The organism is Alteripontixanthobacter muriae (assembly GCF_013336795.1).
GTDB lineage: Bacteria > Pseudomonadota > Alphaproteobacteria > Sphingomonadales > Sphingomonadaceae > Pseudopontixanthobacter > Pseudopontixanthobacter muriae.
Genome location: NZ_JAAFZT010000020.1, coordinates 70113 through 84384 on the forward strand (window position 1 = coordinate 70113; position 14272 = coordinate 84384).

The window sequence follows — 14272 nt, forward strand, 5'->3', positions numbered from 1 at the left end:
GCTTCTATGTCATGAGCGGTCCGAGAATGGAAAGTGCAATGCAGAGCGGCGACACCCCACCTACGGACAGCGGATCGGCCGAAACGACGGCCGCGAAGAAGCCTGCGCGCAGAGCCGCTGAATCGCGTCGCCAGCCGCGTGAATACGAACGCCCGCGCGGCGGCGGTGCGAAGGCGATCGCAGACCTGATGCCGCAGATCGGGCGCACCGCGTTTCGCCGCTTCGGCTTCGTGCAATCGAACGTGGTTACCCGCTGGCACGAGATCGTCGGCGAACGCCACGCCCGCGTCTGTTCGCCCGAAGCGATCCGCTTTCCCCCCGGCGAAAAGAGCGAAGGCATATTGCAGCTGGTGGTGCTGCCCGCCCATGCGCCGCTGATCCAGCATGTCATCCCCGAGATCATGGAGCGGGTGAACCGCTTCTTCGGTTACAAGGCCGTGGCGCGGGTGAAGATTCGGCAAGGCGCGGTTAAGCCGCCGCCTGCTGAAAGCCGGCCCAAGGCGCCGCCGTCGCTGAAACCCATTCCGATGGAACTGGGCGATTCGCTGCGCGACATCGGCGACCCGGAATTGCGGACGGTGCTTGAATCGCTGGCGCGCAGCCTTTCGGCGAAGGATGCGGAGGGGAAAGATTAGAATGACGAAGAAGATTGCCGGTCTGGTCCGGAAAACCGCTCTGATCGCCGGTCTCCTCGGCTCCGCAGGCCTGCTCATCGGCGCGAACGGGAATTGGAACACCACCGTAAAACGTACCGACCGCGGCCACATGATCGGCAACCCGCAGGCCAAGGTGAAGCTGACGGAATTCATCAGCTATACCTGCCCGCATTGCGCGACATTCGCCATCGAGGGCGAGGCACCGCTGCAGATCGGCTATATCGGCCCCGGCAAAGTCAGCCTCGACGTGCGGCACAGCCTGCACGACCCTGTCGACCTGACGGCGGCGATGCTCGCGAATTGCGGCCCCGCTGCGAAATTCCCGCAGAACCACGCGGCCCTGATGCGTTCGCAGACCAAATGGCTGCCGACACTGACCAATCGTTCGCCCGCGCAGGTTCAGCGCTGGAGCACCGGCGACAACGCAACGCGCCGCCGCGCCATCGCAGCCGATTTCGGCTTCTACAAGCTGATGGAAGGGCGCGGCTACTCCCGCCCCGACGCCGACCGATGCCTGAATGACGAGGCAATGGCCAAGCGCCTTTCCGACAACACGGTTGCCGACATCGAGCAGTTCGGCGTGCGAGGAACGCCCAGTTTTGCGCTGAACGGCGTGCTGCTGGCCGGAACCCATGATTGGGCGACGCTGGCGCCGCAGCTCGACGCGCGGTTGAAGCCGGCCAAGTGAGCGCCGCGTGGTTTGCCGCAGGATCGCCCTGCCGCCGCTGAGCGGCGTTTTGCGGTGGAAACTGCCGCTGGCCGCTCCTATGGTCTCGACATCTTATTACTGCCCGCGGCCATCCTTGCCGCGCACTGACGGGAACTTATCCACATGATCACTTTTCGCCGCATCGCTTTTGCAACCCTCGCCGCGCCGCTCGCCCTTTCGCTTGCTGCCTGCGGATCGGAAGAAGCGCAGACAGGTGAAATCGCAGCGACGGAACCGGTTGAGGAAGTAGCCGCCCCGCAGGGTCAGGCCTGGACAGATGTGGTCACCGTGACGCCTGAAGACGGTTACCTGCTCGGCAATCCCGATGCGCCGATCAAGGTCGTTGAATATGCTTCGCTCACCTGCCCGGCCTGTGCCGCTTTCGCCGGCAACGGGGCCGAGCAGTTGAAGGAAGAATATGTCTCCAGCGGCCGGGTATCTTTCGAATTGCGCAATCAGGTTCACAACGGCATCGACCTCGTGCTCGCGGCGCTGGTGCGTTGCGGCGAAGACCAGACCTTCCATCCCCTTTCGGCGGAAGTCTGGGCCAATCTCAACGAATTGATGAACGGCGCGCAGGCCAATCCGCAGGCGCTGCAGGCTGCAATGGAATTGCCGGAAGAACAGCGCTTCTTCGCCGTCGCGGAAGCTGCAAACCTCGTCGATTTCTTCGCTGCCCGCGGCCTCAGCGTCGATCAGCAGCGCACCTGCCTCGCCAATGTCGATGAAGTGACCGCCATCGCCGAACGTTCCGATACGCAGTCGAGCGAACTCGGCATCGAGGGCACGCCGACATTCCTGGTGAACGGCAACAAGGTCGATTCCAACAGCTGGGCGGGTCTGGAACCCGTGCTGCAGCGGGCCGGCGCACGCTGAAGCAGCGCCAGGGACTGCCGGGGCAGATGCTGAAATAATGCTGATCCGGCGGCTCAAGCTCAGCGGTTTCAAGAGCTTCGTCGAACCTGCCGAACTGCGTATTGAACCCGGGCTGACCGGGGTCGTCGGCCCGAATGGCTGCGGCAAGTCCAACCTGCTCGAAGCAATCCGCTGGGTGATGGGCGAAAATTCGCCCAAGAGCATGCGGTCGGGCGGGATGGAAGATGTCATCTTCGCCGGAACCGAAGCGCGCCCGCCACGCGATTTCGCCGAAGTCGTGCTGCAGGGCGCCGATGCCGAGGGCGAACCGCTGGAAGTCGTCCGCCGCATAGAGCGCGGCGCGGGCAGCGCATACCGCGTGAACGGCAGCGACGTGCGGGCGAAGGACGTCGCCCTCGCCTTCGCCGATGCGGCTACCGGCGCGCACAGCCCCGCGCTCGTCAGCCAGGGGAAGATCGCGCAGGTCATCGCCGCCAAGCCTGCCGAACGGCGGCAGATGCTGGAGGAAGCTGCAGGCATCGCCGGGCTGCACGTCCGCCGCCGCGATGCAGAGGGCAAGCTGCGCCAGACGGAGGCCAATCTGGCGCGGCTCGACGATCTGATGGTCGGGCTGGACAGCCGCATCGCCGCATTGCGCCGTCAGGCGAAGCAGGCGGAGCGTTACGCCGAATTGTCGGACAGAATCCGGCTGGCGGAAGCCCGGCTGATCTATACGCGCTGGCGCGAAGCAGTAGACACTGCCGAGGCTGCGAAACGCGAAGCCGCCGCAGCCGAAGCGCGGGTCACCGCCGCCCGCGCCGATGCGGAATCTGCGGAGAAGGCGCAGGCCATCGCCGCCGCTGCACTTGCGAGGGCGAGGGACGAGCTGGCCGACCGGCGCGACGATACCGCCGCTCACTCCCACCGCATGGCGTCGCTTGAGAATAGTCTGGAAGCCGCCCGGCAGCGGCTTGCAGACATGAACCGGCAACGCCAGCGGCTGGAAGATGACCGCGCGGATGCGGATCGCATTACGGGCGAGGCGGCGAAGGCTTTGACCGACCTCGAGAACGCGCTGCTGACAAGCGAGCAGGATCTGGCGCGGGACGAAGCCGCCCGCCCCTCGCTTGCGGCTGATTTGGAGACCCGCGAGCGGGCGAACCGTTCGGCGGAACTGGCGCTGGCCAAGGCCTCTGCTGATCAGGCGGGCGTGGAGGCCGACTGGCGCGTGGCGCAATCCGCAATCACGCAGGCCGCCGCCGAACTCGACCGGCTGGATGCGGAACGCGTGCGGCAGGAACGACTCGCGGCCGACATTGCAGGCGCGACCGATCCGCAGCAGCAGGTGGAGCAGGCCCGTGCTTCTGTCGAACAGGCACGCAGGACCTTGAGCGCGCGCCGGGACGAATTGCAGGCGCTTCGCGGCGGCAAGGAGGCGCTAGCCGCCGAACGGGACTCGGCCGCAGCGGCTCAGGCGGCGGCGCGGGCTGAACTGGCGGGTTTGGAACGCGAGCTTTCCGCCTTGCAGCGTGACCGTGCAGCACGGAGCAAGCGAACCGGGCAGAACAAGGGAGCGAGGCGCGCGATAGACGAATTACGGGCCGAACCGGGCTATGAGAAGGCGCTGGCCGCAGCGCTTGGCCGTGATGCCAAGGCGCTGATCGGGTCGCCGGAGCATGGTTCGGACGGACGCTTCTGGGCGGGCCGCGATGATGCGCGGGAAGGCAGCGGCGTTTCGGATAGTCTGCTCGATCACACGAGCGCATATCCCCCGGAACTCGGCCCGCGTCTCGCCATGATCCACGTCGCGGCAGAGGACGATGGCAGGCCCCTGCAGCCGGGGGAATGGCTGGTCACGCATGAAGGTGCGCTTCGCCGCTGGGACGGCTTCGTCGCATGGGGCGAAGGCAGCGCCGAAGCCTTGCAGCTGGAGGCCGACAATCGCCTCGCCAGGCTGGACAAGGAGCTGCCCGAACTTCGCCAGGCAGCCGAAGCGGCCGCGGGTTCGGCAGACCGAGCAGAACAGGCGCTGCATCAGCATCGGCAGGCGGAAGTTGCGGCGGAACGCTCCCTTCAGCAGGCGGACGAAGCCGAACGCCAGGCCCTGCGGCTGCTGGACCGCGCCGAAAGCGAGGCCGAACGGCAGAAGGCCCGGCAAGAAGAGATGGCCCGAACGGCGGAAAGCCTCGACTTGCGCCATGCACAGGCGGAGGAGGTTCTCGCTTCTGCTCGCGCTCACCTGAACGACCTTGCCGATCCTGCTGCCGGACGCGAAGCGCTGGAGAAATCCCGCCTTGCTCATGAGGATGCGCGCGGCGCATTGCAGAGTGCGATGGCCAGGCTGGCGGGCCATGACCAGTCCCTCGCGGTGACACGCGAACGCCTGGCCGCGCGCCGTTCGGACATGGCGGGTTGGCGGGCACGGTCTGGCAATGCGGCGAAGCGCCTGTCCGAGATGGGCAGGCGGCTTGCCGATATCGAGGAGGAACAGGCCGTTCTGGCCGGCAAACCCGAAGGATTGGAGCGGCAGATTGCCGAAGGGAGCGCAACGGGCGAGCGCCTGCTGCGGGAGCGCGCGAAGGCCGAGGCAGCCCTGGCCGCTGCGGAAGCGACGGCCGCCGAGATGCAGGGTGCCGCTCAGCGTATCGTCGAAGCGCTGGCGAGTTTGCGCGAAGAACGCGCCACTTTGGCGGCAAAGGCGGAAGGGCACGAGGCCCGCCGCATCGAAATGGGGCGCATCGCGGGCGAACGGTTCCAGTGCCCCCCGCCCATGCTGCCCGGCCGGTTCGATTTCGCCGAGGATGATGTGAAAGACGCGGCGACGGAATCGGCGGAGATGGACCGCCTCGCCGCCAACCGCGAGCGCATCGGCCCGGTCAATCTGGTCGCGGCGGAAGAGTTGAAGGAGCTGGAGTCGACCCAAGGCTCCAGCGCGGAGGAGCAGGCGGAACTTACCGAGGCGGTGAACCGCCTGCGCGGCTCCATCGGCAGTCTCAATCGCGAGGGGCGCGAACGCCTGCGGGCCGCTTTCGAGGAGGTGGACACGCATTTCAGGCGGCTGTTCACGCGCCTGTTCGAAGGCGGCAGCGCGCATCTGGCGCTGGTCGATAGCGACGATCCCTTGCAGGCGGGGCTGGAGATCTATGCTCAGCCGCCGGGCAAACGCCTGCAATCGCTCACCCTGCTGTCGGGCGGCGAACAGGCGCTGACGGCCATCGCGCTGATCTTCGCCCTGTTCCTGACCAACCCCGCACCGATTTGCGTGCTCGACGAAGTGGATGCCCCGCTGGACGATGCCAATATCGACCGTTTTTGCGACCTGCTGGAATCGATGACGGCAGAGACGGCAACACGCTATCTGATCGTCACGCACAATGCCGTGACGATGAGCCGGATGCACCGGCTGTTCGGCGTCACGATGGTGGAAAAAGGCGTATCCCGCCTCGTCAGTGTCGATCTTGCAGCGGCGGAGGGGATGCTGGCAGCGGAGTAGCGGCGGCGACGTTCATTCCGCGAGAGCGGTGGCCAGTCTGTTGCGAATCGATTTCAGCTGCCGGAGAATATCGGGATTGCCGGCTTCAGGTTGAGCTTCGGGGACGGACTGCGGGACAGCCTCGTCGCCAAGGGCAGCCTTGGCACCTTTCAGCGTGTAGCCCTGATGGTTCACCAGGCTGTCGATCCGCTGGAGCATCGCAATGTCCTGCGGCCGGTAATAACGCCTGCCGCCGCTGCGCTTCAGCGGTTCGAGCTGAGGAAACTGCTCTTCCCAATACCTCAGAACATGAGTCTTGAGCGACAGGGCCTTTGCCACTTCGCCGATGGTGCGCAGCGCATTACCGTCCTTGCCATCGTCGAACAGCGTGCGGTCGGCCCCATCTGTCATCAGGCGGCAGCGTCGATACGCTGTTTCAGCAACTGGCTGGCACGGAAGGTCAGGACCCGCCGCGACGTGATCGGCACTTCCACCCCGGTCTTCGGATTACGGCCGATCCGTTCCGCCTTGTCGCGCAGGATGAAGCTGCCGAAACCCGAAACCTTCACGTTCTCACCCTTGGAGAGCGCTTCGCACATGTGGTTCAGCAACGATTCGACAAGTTCTAGGCTTTCGGAACGGGAAAAACCCATTCGCCTGTTCATCGTGTCTGCAAGATCCGCCCGGGTAAGCGTACCAACCGTCTCAGCCATTCGATTCCCCCTAACCTATCCAAACAATTGGTCAATTCAACATGGGTCAAACTAGCCGCGCATCCGCGCCGGTGCAAGCATGTCACCAGGATTGCCGGGATTATCGGCCAGCGTTGCGGATCGAAAATTCAGATCCGGACTAGGCTGGCACCCCAGGTGAAGCCCCCGCCCATCGCCTCGAACATGACCAGATCTCCCGGCTTGATCCGCCCGTCCCGCACCGCAGTGTCGAAGGCCAGCGGCACGGATGCCGCCGAGGTGTTGGCATGCCGGTCGACCGTCACGATCACTTTTTCTGCCGGAAGGCCAAGCTTGCGCGCGGTTGCATCGAGGATGCGGGCGTTGGCCTGATGCGGGACTACCCAGTCGATGTCCTCGGGAGCAAGGCCCGCACCGTCCAGCACTTCGTTCAGCACGTCCGCCAGATTGACGACGGCATGGCGAAACACCTCGCGCCCCTTCATCCGCAGCTTGCCAACCGTCCCGGTGGTGGAGGGACCGCCATCGACATAGAGAAGTTCCGAATGCGCACCATCTGCATGCAGGCGTGTGGCGATAATGCCCTGCGCCTCTGCGCCGGAGCCTTCCGCAACGTCTTCCGCCGTCAGCACGATCGCCCCCGCGCCATCGCCGAACAGGACACAGGTGCCCCGATCTTCCCAGTCGAGAATGCGGCTGAACGTTTCCGCGCCAATCACCAGCGCGCAGCGCGCCATGCCAGATTTCAGCATCGAATCCGCGGTCGCCATGGCGTAGAGAAAGCCGGAACACACCGCCTGCACGTCGAAGGCGATGCCGCCATTGCAGCCCAGCGCATGCTGCACCTGGGTCGCCGTGGCCGGAAAAGTGTTGTTCGGCGTTGCGGTAGCCAGCACGATCAGATCGACCTTGGCAGCGTCGATCCCTGCACTCGCCAGCGCCGCGCGCGCCGCGCCGGTAGCCAAAGTGGCGGTCGTCTCCCCCTCACCCGCTATGTAGCGGTTGCGAATGCCGGTGCGTTCGACGATCCATTCATCACTCGTATCGACGCTCTCGGCCAGTTCCGCATTGCTCACCGCTTTGGCCGGAAGTGCCGAACCGCTGCCCCGGATGACTGAACGGATCATGCGCCGCTGTCTTGGCGGGTGCGCAGCCGCTCCTCGCCCAGTTCGGCAAGGTCGGCGGCAATGCGCTGGGTGAGATCGTTTTCCAGCAGCTTCGCCGCGACCGTCACCGCATTGGCGACGCCATCGGCGGTGGCGCTGCCGTGGCTCTTCACGACCACACCGTTCAGGCCGAGAAAGACCGCGCCATTGTGATTGTTGGGGTCAAGATGGTGCCGCAGCAATTCGGTTGCCGGGCGCGAGATGAGAAAACCGACCTTGGAGCGGATAGAAGACCGAAACGCATCCTTCAAAAGGTCGGTCACGAAACGCGCGGCGCCCTCGATCGCCTTCAGGGCGATATTGCCGGAAAAGCCGTCGGATACGACCACGTCGACATCGCCGCGATTGATCTTGTCCGCCTCGACAAAGCCGTCGAAGCTGAAGTCCAGCCCTTGTGCGCCGCGCAGGGTAGCGGCAGCCTGTTGCAGCTGGTCCGTGCCCTTGGTGTCTTCCGTCCCGATATTCAGCAGGCGAACGCGGGGCACCGCGCGGATACCGACAGAGCGCGCATAAGCGGCACCCATGATCGCAAACTGCACCAGGTTGCGCGCATCGCAATCGGTATTGGCGCCGAGGTCCAGCATGATCACGTCATGCTCCTCCAGTGTGGGGAGCAGTGCGGCAAGCGCAGGCCTGTCGATGCCGGGCATCGTACGCAGCGCCAGCTTGCTCATCGCCATCAGCGCGCCGGTATTACCGGCGCTGACAGCAGCACCGGCCTGCCCGCGCTTTACCGCGTTGACGGCCATGCCCATGCTGGTGGTCTTTGCCCGGCGCAGCGCCTGCGTCGGTTTCTCATCGCCGCCGACGACATCGGTCGCGTGCAGGATTTCCGACGCTCCTGCCATGCCGGGGTGGTTTTCCAGAGCGCGCGCGATGCGGGCTTCGTCACCCACCAGCAGGAATTTGAAACGGTCATGCCGGCGACGCGCGATGGCCGCACCTTCGATCATCACGCGCACGCCCTCATCACCGCCCATCGCGTCTATGGCGATACGCGGCAAGGTCATGGCTTTCTCCGGCAAGTGCTAGGGATCAGAGTCCGACGGCGACGATTTCGCGGCCGTTATAGTGGCCACAATGCGGGCACAGATTGTGCGGACGCTTGAGATCGCCGCAATTTCCGCATTCGTGGAAAGCTTCGACCTTCAGCGAATCATGGGACCGGCGATTGCCGCGGCGATGCGGGGATACTTTTCTTTTAGGGACAGCCATGGAGGCACCTGTTCCTTGAATTTCTGAGCGTTACGGGGCCGCTTCGACTTTCGGGCAGACCACCCGCGCAGACATTGCGCATGACGGACAGCCCGGCTTTCACGGGGAAGGCGCCGCCTATACACTCTTGAACGCAGCTTGCAAGCACCCCGCCGCGGCCTTAACGAAACGCCGTGCCGCGAACCGAACCGGGCAAGGTGGCCAGAAACTGAAAAGAGCACGCCTATGTTCCTGACCGTCACTCTCGCCTCTGCCGCGGCCGCTGCGCTGCTGAATGTCTGGCTGATGATCCGCATCGGAGCAGTTCGCCGGGCCAACAAGATTACCGTGGGCGATGGCGGCAATGAGGCGCTGCAGCGGCGCATGCGGGCGCAGGCCAATTACATCGAGAATACGCCGATCGTTCTTGTCCTGATTGCGGCGATCGAACTGGCCGAACTTGGCAGCTGGTGGCTGCCGATCGTCGCTGCGCTCTATATCGCCGGGCGCATTGCTCATGCGCTGGGCATGGATGGCGGCAAATGGGCGACCGGCCGCATGATCGGTACGATCATCTCGATGGTCACTGCCCTCTGGCTGGCGGGTGTTGCCACCGGCGCGGTGCTGGCGGCGGCCTGAGAAGTTCCAGCCAGCAGTCTACCTGCCGAGCGCGGTATCGCTGACGAAGGCGTTGGTCTTGCGTTCCTGCCCGAAAGTGCTGGTGGGGCCGTGCCCGGGGATGAAGGTCGTGTCATCGCCCAGCGGCCATAATTTGCCGGTGATGGCGTCCAGCAGGTCCTGGTGATTGCCCATGGGGAAATCGGTTCGGCCGATACTGCCCTGGAACAACACGTCACCCACGATGGCGAAATTGCTGGGCGCGTGATGGAAGATGACATGGCCCGGCGTGTGGCCCGGGCAATGAATGACGTCGAGCGTGAGCGCGCCGACCGTCACCGTATCGCCATCGTCGAGCCAGCGGTCCGGCTCGAAACTGCGGCTGTTCATGCCGTAACGCTTGCCATCTTCCTCCAGACGCGAGATCCAGAAGCGGTCGGCTTCATGCGGGCCTTCTATCGGCAGGCCGAGTTCTTCGGCGAGCACTCCGGCTTCGCCGCAATGATCCATGTGCCCGTGGGTGATCAGGATCTTCTCCAGCGTCACGCCCGATTTCGCGACCCCGGCCTTCAGCTTGGGCAGATCGCCGCCCGGGTCGATCAGTGCGCCGCGCATCGTCTGCGTGCACCATATCAGCGAGCAGTTCTGCTGCAGCGGCGTCACCGGCATGATCGCTGCGCGCATGGGCTTGCCGGTAGAGGGTGCGGGCTTGTCGGCGGAGGATGCTGGCTGTGCTGTCATGCGCTCAGATGTGGCGTGTGCGGCCCCATTTTGCAAATCGTTCAGAGCCGGCCCGATTTCCACACCACGCGGCCGACAATGGTCAGGTCCTCGGCTGAAACCTCCACCGGAGGATAGACCGAATTTTCACTCAGCAAGGTGATCCGCCCAGGCGCGGCCTGCGCCAGGCGCTTGACCATGAGCACATCGTCGAGGCGGACGACATGGATGCCGTCGCGTAAATTGTTCTGCGCGGTATCGACGAGCATCTCGTCGCCGTCGGATAGCACCGGCGTCATGCTGTCGCCCTGCACCGCGATGGCGGAAAGCCGCGCATCGCCGAGCCCGTTGCGCCGCAGCCAGTCGGCGGAGAAGCGGAAGCTGTCGAAGGGCACTTCGCTCGCTCCGAAGGCGCCCGGCCCGGCGGATGCGCCGAGCGGCAGGCGCGGGATGTCGACCCACCCTTCCCTCGGCACCTTCGCGGTCGCGGCTGCCGTGTTTATGCGATCAAAGGATTTTTCCTCCGAGTCTCTCAAGATCGATTCGGCCACGCCAAAGAACTGGGCGAGAACATGGCGGTCCTCCTCCTCCAGCTTGCGCGGGCTGCCTTTACGGACATATTGCTGCAAGTAGCTGTTATTTCGTCCGATAAGCCGCGATAGCGCGGACAGGCTGGCATTGTGTTCGCCAGCTAGACGCAGCAATTCGGCCCGGCCCTGCCCCGGCATCTGATCCGAAATCTGCTGGTTCGGAGGCGTTCTCATGAATTCTTCCTACATGAAGTATTTTTCCTAGACAAGTAGGACTTCAAGCGCGACCACGGCCTCATCAAGACGAATCGAGGCGGGTGGTCGCCTTGCAAGAAGCAGCTTCGGAAGGGACCAATGCTGATACGCCATATCGAGAAATTCCTGCGCGAAACCGATATGCCGGCGACCAGGTTCGGGCGGTTGGCGACGCATGATCCGCGCTTCGTGCTCGATCTGCGGAACGGTCGCACACCCCGTTCCGCAACGGAAAGACGTGTGGAACATTTCATGAACAAATATCGGGAGAACTGCCGTGCGGATTGAAGGCAGAACGCAATTCGAAGACCAGCAAAGCCAAACCGTTCGCCCGCTACGCAAGCTGCGGCGCGGACCGGCCGAGCATCTGCGCGATGCGCTGGCGGCGTTGGCGCAGCACCATGCCACCTTCGTTCGCCATTCCGAGCGCGCCTGGGCCAGCATCACTTTCACCGGTGCGCGGCACAGCGTGGAGCTATTCTTCGACGGCGCCGATGCAGTCGCGGCAGGCGAGGAATTCGTCGCCTGCCTGCCCGATCATGAATTCACCATTCGCGGGCAAATTGTCGCGGAGGCGAATGTAACCAGCGTCGATCACACGCTACTGCCCGCACCCCGCATGGAGGTCAGCGTGGAAGTGCTGATGCTGGATGACAAGTGATCCTCGTGTCCTTCAGTAACCGAGGGCGGGATCGATGCGCGGGCCGACCTCCCCGCCCGCAAGGTAGGACCGCAGATTGTCGAGGAAGCGCTGGGCCGAACGCTGGAACATCCGGTCCTGCGCGCGGCCGGACAGATGCATGGTGATCTGGGCATTGCCCAGGTCCCACAGCGGGTGGTCGGCGGGCAGCGGTTCCGGCGTGGTCACGTCGAGCAGCGCCCCGCCGATGTCCTTGCCTTGCAGCGCCTGCACCAGCGCGTCCTGATCGACCACGGTTCCGCGCGCGATGTTGACGAGGATGGCGTCCTTTTTCATCGCCGAAAGTTCGTCTGCGCCGATCATGCCTTCGGTTTCCGGGGTTGCGGGCACGGCCAGGATGATCCAGTCGAACTCACCCAGCTGGCTGCGCCATTCGTCCGGCCCCAGCGCGCCTTCGACTGCGGTCCGGCGCACCGGCACGACATCGACGTCGAACGCTTCCAGCCGCGTCTTTACCAGCTTGCCGATCGCACCCATGCCGAGCAGCAGGGCGCGGCTTCCGGCGAGTTCTTTCTTGCCCGGTGAATCCGTCAGCCATTCCTTCCGGTCTTGCGCCCGCACGACTTCGGCATAGCCTTTCGCCTGCGTCAGCATCAGCATGACGACATATTCCGCGATGGTAGTCGCGTTGATGCCGGCGCCGTTGGTGACGATAACCTCGCGTTCGGCCAGCAAATCCAGCGGCAGGAAATCCAGCCCGGCATAAATGGAATTGAGCCATTTCAACCGGGTCGCGGCCTTTACCGCCGCGACCATGGGCGCTTTGTCATTGGCGTCGAACCAGCCGATCTCGGCTTCGGGCGCGAGTGCCTGCATCTCCTCCATCGACGCGAACCAGCGCACGTCCAGCCCGTCCGGCAGATGCGGTTCCAGCAGCGGGCGCACCATGGCGGAAAGGACGGTGACCGGTTTCGCGTCGCTCATATTTTCCATTCCCATTCCAGCGGATCGCCATCCATTACTTCCACGCCCATGGCGGCAAGTTTGTCGCGCAGGGCGTCGGAAGTGGCGAAATCCTTCTGCGCCCGTGCCTTTCGGCGGGCTTCCAGCTTCTCCGCCAGGACCGCCTCGTCTGCCGCCGCATCCTTCGGCCTGATGCGCAGGTCGCTGCGGGCGAGCGTCAGCAGGCCGAGGCCCAGCACATCATCCATCGATGCGATCAAGGCGCGTTTCGCCCCTGCGTCGACCTTCTTCGCGGCCAGTGCATCTTCCAGCGCAGTCAGCGCCTTGGGCGTATTGAGATCGTCCTGCATGGCGGCGGCAAAGCGTTCGCGGAATGGCTGCAGCTTTGCATCTTCAGCATCGCCGCTCCCCGCATCCCGCACCCGTTCCGCCGCGATCAGCAAGCGTTTCAGCCGCGTCAGCGCCGCGCGCAGCCCGTCCCAGCTGAATTCCAGCTCGCTGCGGTAATGCGCCTGAAGGCACATCATCCGGTAGGCGAGCGGGTGATAACCCCTGTCGATCAGCAGTTGCAGCCGCAGGAATTCGCCCGAAGACTTGCTCATCTTGCCCGGCCCGCCGTCTTCGCGGCGTTCGACCAGGAAATTATTGTGCATCCAGATATTCGCGCCCGAGGCATCGCTGCCGCAGAAGGCCTGGTTCTGCGCGATCTCGTTCGGATGGTGGATCTCACGATGGTCGATGCCGCCGGTGTGGATGTCGAAGGGAAAGCCGAGCAGCTTTTCGCCCATGACCGAACATTCCAGATGCCAGCCCGGCGCGCCGCGGCCCCAAGGCGAATTCCATTCCATCTGCCGGCTCTCGCCTGCGGGAGTCTTGCGCCAGATAGCGAAATCGGCGGCGTTGCGCTTGCCCGATACTTCGGCAATCCGGCCGCGCGTCTCTTCCGCGCCGTCCTCTGTAACTGACCGCGCCAGCGCCCCGTAATGCGCGACGCTGGCGGTGTCGAAATAGAGGCCGGATTCTAGTTCGTAGCAGTGGTCGGCGGCGATGCTTTTCGCAAAATCGATCATCGCGGGCACGTAATCGGTGGCGATGGACCAATGCGCAGGCTGGCGGATGTTGAGCGCCTTCACATCATCCCAATAAGCGTGTGTATAATGGCGGGCGATGTCCCAGATGGTTGCGTTCGACCCGGCGGCAGCCTTTTCCAGCTTGTCTTCGCCCGTGTCGCCATCGCCCGTCAAATGGCCGACATCGGTGATGTTGATGACGTGGATCAGATCGAAGCCGCACCAGTCCAGCGTGCGGCCAAGCACATCGGCGAAGACATAGGCCCGCATGTTGCCGATATGCGGGTAGTTGTAGACGGTCGGTCCGCAAGTATAGACTCGCGCTTCGCCCGGATGGACCGGCTTGAAGCTTTCCACCTTGCGGGTAAGCGAATTGAACAGGCGCAGTTCGCGGGGTTGTCGTGGTGCGTTCATCGCCGCCAGCCTTGCCCCTCCGGCCCGCCTGCGGTCAAGGGTGAGAGCGTTTCAGAAGCCGCGGAACTCGACCGCTTCGTGCAGCGCAACACGCGGCACGGCGAAATTGTTGATGGCGTGGTCGGTATCGCGATAGCCGATTGCCATGCCGCAGAAGAAGATGTGATCGTCATCGATGCCGAGCAGGCGCTTCATATGCGTGCCATACATCGCCCAGATTTCCTGGGGGCAGGAATCCAGCCCTTCCTCGCGCAGCAGCAACATCACCGTCTGCAGCCACATGCCCATGTCGGACCATTGCGGCGGGCCCATATATTT

17 protein-coding genes are annotated in these 14272 nt (G+C 64.2%); 7 read left to right on the forward strand and 10 right to left on the reverse strand.

Annotation, left to right across the window (positions count from 1 at the left end):
• Window positions 1–11: 11 nt before the first annotated feature.
• The 4 genes from G7A66_RS06600 (at window position 12) to smc (ending at window position 5713) form a co-directional block, all read left to right on the forward strand.
• The gene (locus G7A66_RS06600) at window positions 12–635 is read left to right on the forward strand and encodes a DUF721 domain-containing protein (RefSeq protein WP_408609244.1); all 624 of its coding nucleotides are present in this window, start codon (window positions 12–14) and stop codon (window positions 633–635) included.
• A gap of 1 nt (window position 636) precedes the next feature.
• On the forward strand, window positions 637–1344 hold the full coding sequence (locus G7A66_RS06605; protein WP_232366694.1) for a DsbA family protein: 708 nt from the start codon (window positions 637–639) through the stop codon (window positions 1342–1344).
• A gap of 144 nt (window positions 1345–1488) precedes the next feature.
• A complete protein-coding gene (locus tag G7A66_RS06610) occupies window positions 1489–2241 on the forward strand; it encodes a thioredoxin domain-containing protein (RefSeq protein WP_174294902.1) in 753 nt (250 codons plus the stop codon).
• 37 nt (window positions 2242–2278) lie between these two features.
• Window positions 2279–5713, forward strand: a complete 3435-nt coding sequence (smc, locus tag G7A66_RS06615) for a chromosome segregation protein SMC (protein ID WP_174294903.1) — start codon at window positions 2279–2281, stop codon at window positions 5711–5713.
• 12 nt (window positions 5714–5725) lie between these two features.
• On the opposite strand, the gene G7A66_RS06620 is transcribed toward smc, so the two are convergent.
• The 5 genes from G7A66_RS06620 to rpmF form a co-directional block, all read right to left on the reverse strand.
• Window positions 5726–6103, reverse strand: coding sequence for a MerR family transcriptional regulator (locus G7A66_RS06620; protein WP_174294904.1), 378 nt, complete (start codon window positions 6101–6103; stop codon window positions 5726–5728).
• The gene (locus G7A66_RS06625) at window positions 6103–6405 is read right to left on the reverse strand and encodes an integration host factor subunit alpha (RefSeq protein ID WP_174294905.1); all 303 of its coding nucleotides are present in this window, start codon (window positions 6403–6405) and stop codon (window positions 6103–6105) included. The genes G7A66_RS06620 and G7A66_RS06625 overlap by 1 nt, the downstream gene beginning before the upstream one ends.
• Before the next feature lie 128 nt (window positions 6406–6533).
• The gene (locus G7A66_RS06630; RefSeq protein WP_174294906.1) at window positions 6534–7511 is read right to left on the reverse strand and encodes a beta-ketoacyl-ACP synthase III; all 978 of its coding nucleotides are present in this window, start codon (window positions 7509–7511) and stop codon (window positions 6534–6536) included.
• On the reverse strand, window positions 7508–8560 hold the full coding sequence (gene plsX, locus G7A66_RS06635) for a phosphate acyltransferase PlsX (protein WP_174294907.1): 1053 nt from the start codon (window positions 8558–8560) through the stop codon (window positions 7508–7510). Before plsX ends, G7A66_RS06630 begins: the two co-directional genes overlap by 4 nt.
• A 25-nt stretch (window positions 8561–8585) precedes the next feature.
• Window positions 8586–8765: a 50S ribosomal protein L32 gene (gene rpmF, locus G7A66_RS06640; protein WP_170003267.1), complete on the reverse strand. Its 180-nt coding sequence runs from the start codon at window positions 8763–8765 to the stop codon at window positions 8586–8588.
• 225 nt (window positions 8766–8990) lie between these two features.
• On the opposite strand from rpmF, the gene G7A66_RS06645 reads away from it, so the two are divergent.
• Window positions 8991–9383, forward strand: coding sequence for an MAPEG family protein (locus G7A66_RS06645; protein ID WP_174294908.1), 393 nt, complete (start codon window positions 8991–8993; stop codon window positions 9381–9383).
• Window positions 9384–9401: 18 nt separating this feature from the next.
• Here G7A66_RS06645 and G7A66_RS06650 read toward each other — a convergent pair whose 3' ends face one another.
• Both G7A66_RS06650 and G7A66_RS06655 read right to left on the reverse strand, forming a co-directional pair.
• Window positions 9402–10046, reverse strand: a complete 645-nt coding sequence (locus G7A66_RS06650) for an MBL fold metallo-hydrolase (protein WP_174295002.1) — start codon at window positions 10044–10046, stop codon at window positions 9402–9404.
• 98 nt (window positions 10047–10144) lie between these two features.
• Window positions 10145–10846, reverse strand: a complete 702-nt coding sequence (locus G7A66_RS06655; protein ID WP_232366695.1) for a S24 family peptidase — start codon at window positions 10844–10846, stop codon at window positions 10145–10147.
• Between the two features lie 120 nt (window positions 10847–10966).
• Here G7A66_RS06655 and G7A66_RS06660 point away from each other — a divergent pair, with 120 nt between their 5' ends.
• Both G7A66_RS06660 and G7A66_RS06665 read left to right on the forward strand, forming a co-directional pair.
• Window positions 10967–11155 carry a hypothetical protein gene (locus G7A66_RS06660; RefSeq protein ID WP_174294909.1) on the forward strand — a complete coding sequence of 63 codons (189 nt, stop codon included), beginning with the start codon at window positions 10967–10969 and terminating at the stop codon, window positions 11153–11155.
• On the forward strand, window positions 11145–11528 hold the full coding sequence (locus tag G7A66_RS06665; protein WP_332310507.1) for a hypothetical protein: 384 nt from the start codon (window positions 11145–11147) through the stop codon (window positions 11526–11528). The genes G7A66_RS06660 and G7A66_RS06665 overlap by 11 nt, the downstream gene beginning before the upstream one ends.
• A 12-nt stretch (window positions 11529–11540) precedes the next feature.
• On the opposite strand, the gene G7A66_RS06670 is transcribed toward G7A66_RS06665, so the two are convergent.
• The 3 genes from G7A66_RS06670 to G7A66_RS14165 form a co-directional block, all read right to left on the reverse strand.
• A complete protein-coding gene (locus G7A66_RS06670; RefSeq protein ID WP_174294910.1) occupies window positions 11541–12491 on the reverse strand; it encodes a D-2-hydroxyacid dehydrogenase in 951 nt (316 codons plus the stop codon).
• Window positions 12488–13954: a cysteine--tRNA ligase gene (gene cysS / locus G7A66_RS06675; RefSeq protein WP_174294911.1), complete on the reverse strand. Its 1467-nt coding sequence runs from the start codon at window positions 13952–13954 to the stop codon at window positions 12488–12490. Before cysS ends, G7A66_RS06670 begins: the two co-directional genes overlap by 4 nt.
• 51 nt (window positions 13955–14005) lie before the next feature.
• The coding region (locus G7A66_RS14165; protein WP_232366696.1) for a nitroreductase family protein at window positions 14006–14272 on the reverse strand (267 nt) is incomplete at its 5' end.

Bases quoted from the DNA above. Each gene is read 5' to 3' on its own strand.
- G7A66_RS06600 (WP_408609244.1), top strand. From the start codon at position 12: ATGAGCGGTCCGAGAATGGAAAGTGCAATGCAGAGCGGCGACACCCCA.
- G7A66_RS06605 (WP_232366694.1), top strand. From the start codon at position 637: ATGACGAAGAAGATTGCCGGTCTGGTCCGGAAAACCGCTCTGATCGCC.
- G7A66_RS06610 (WP_174294902.1), top strand. From the start codon at position 1,489: ATGATCACTTTTCGCCGCATCGCTTTTGCAACCCTCGCCGCGCCGCTC.
- smc (WP_174294903.1), top strand. From the start codon at position 2,279: ATGCTGATCCGGCGGCTCAAGCTCAGCGGTTTCAAGAGCTTCGTCGAA.
- G7A66_RS06620 (WP_174294904.1), bottom strand. From the start codon at position 6,103: ATGACAGATGGGGCCGACCGCACGCTGTTCGACGATGGCAAGGACGGT.
- G7A66_RS06625 (WP_174294905.1), bottom strand. From the start codon at position 6,405: ATGGCTGAGACGGTTGGTACGCTTACCCGGGCGGATCTTGCAGACACG.
- G7A66_RS06630 (WP_174294906.1), bottom strand. From the start codon at position 7,511: ATGATCCGTTCAGTCATCCGGGGCAGCGGTTCGGCACTTCCGGCCAAA.
- plsX (WP_174294907.1), bottom strand. From the start codon at position 8,560: ATGACCTTGCCGCGTATCGCCATAGACGCGATGGGCGGTGATGAGGGC.
- rpmF (WP_170003267.1), bottom strand. From the start codon at position 8,765: ATGGCTGTCCCTAAAAGAAAAGTATCCCCGCATCGCCGCGGCAATCGC.
- G7A66_RS06645 (WP_174294908.1), top strand. From the start codon at position 8,991: ATGTTCCTGACCGTCACTCTCGCCTCTGCCGCGGCCGCTGCGCTGCTG.
- G7A66_RS06650 (WP_174295002.1), bottom strand. From the start codon at position 10,046: ATGCGCGCAGCGATCATGCCGGTGACGCCGCTGCAGCAGAACTGCTCG.
- G7A66_RS06655 (WP_232366695.1), bottom strand. From the start codon at position 10,846: ATGAGAACGCCTCCGAACCAGCAGATTTCGGATCAGATGCCGGGGCAG.
- G7A66_RS06660 (WP_174294909.1), top strand. From the start codon at position 10,967: ATGCTGATACGCCATATCGAGAAATTCCTGCGCGAAACCGATATGCCG.
- G7A66_RS06670 (WP_174294910.1), bottom strand. From the start codon at position 12,491: ATGAGCGACGCGAAACCGGTCACCGTCCTTTCCGCCATGGTGCGCCCG.
- cysS (WP_174294911.1), bottom strand. From the start codon at position 13,954: ATGAACGCACCACGACAACCCCGCGAACTGCGCCTGTTCAATTCGCTT.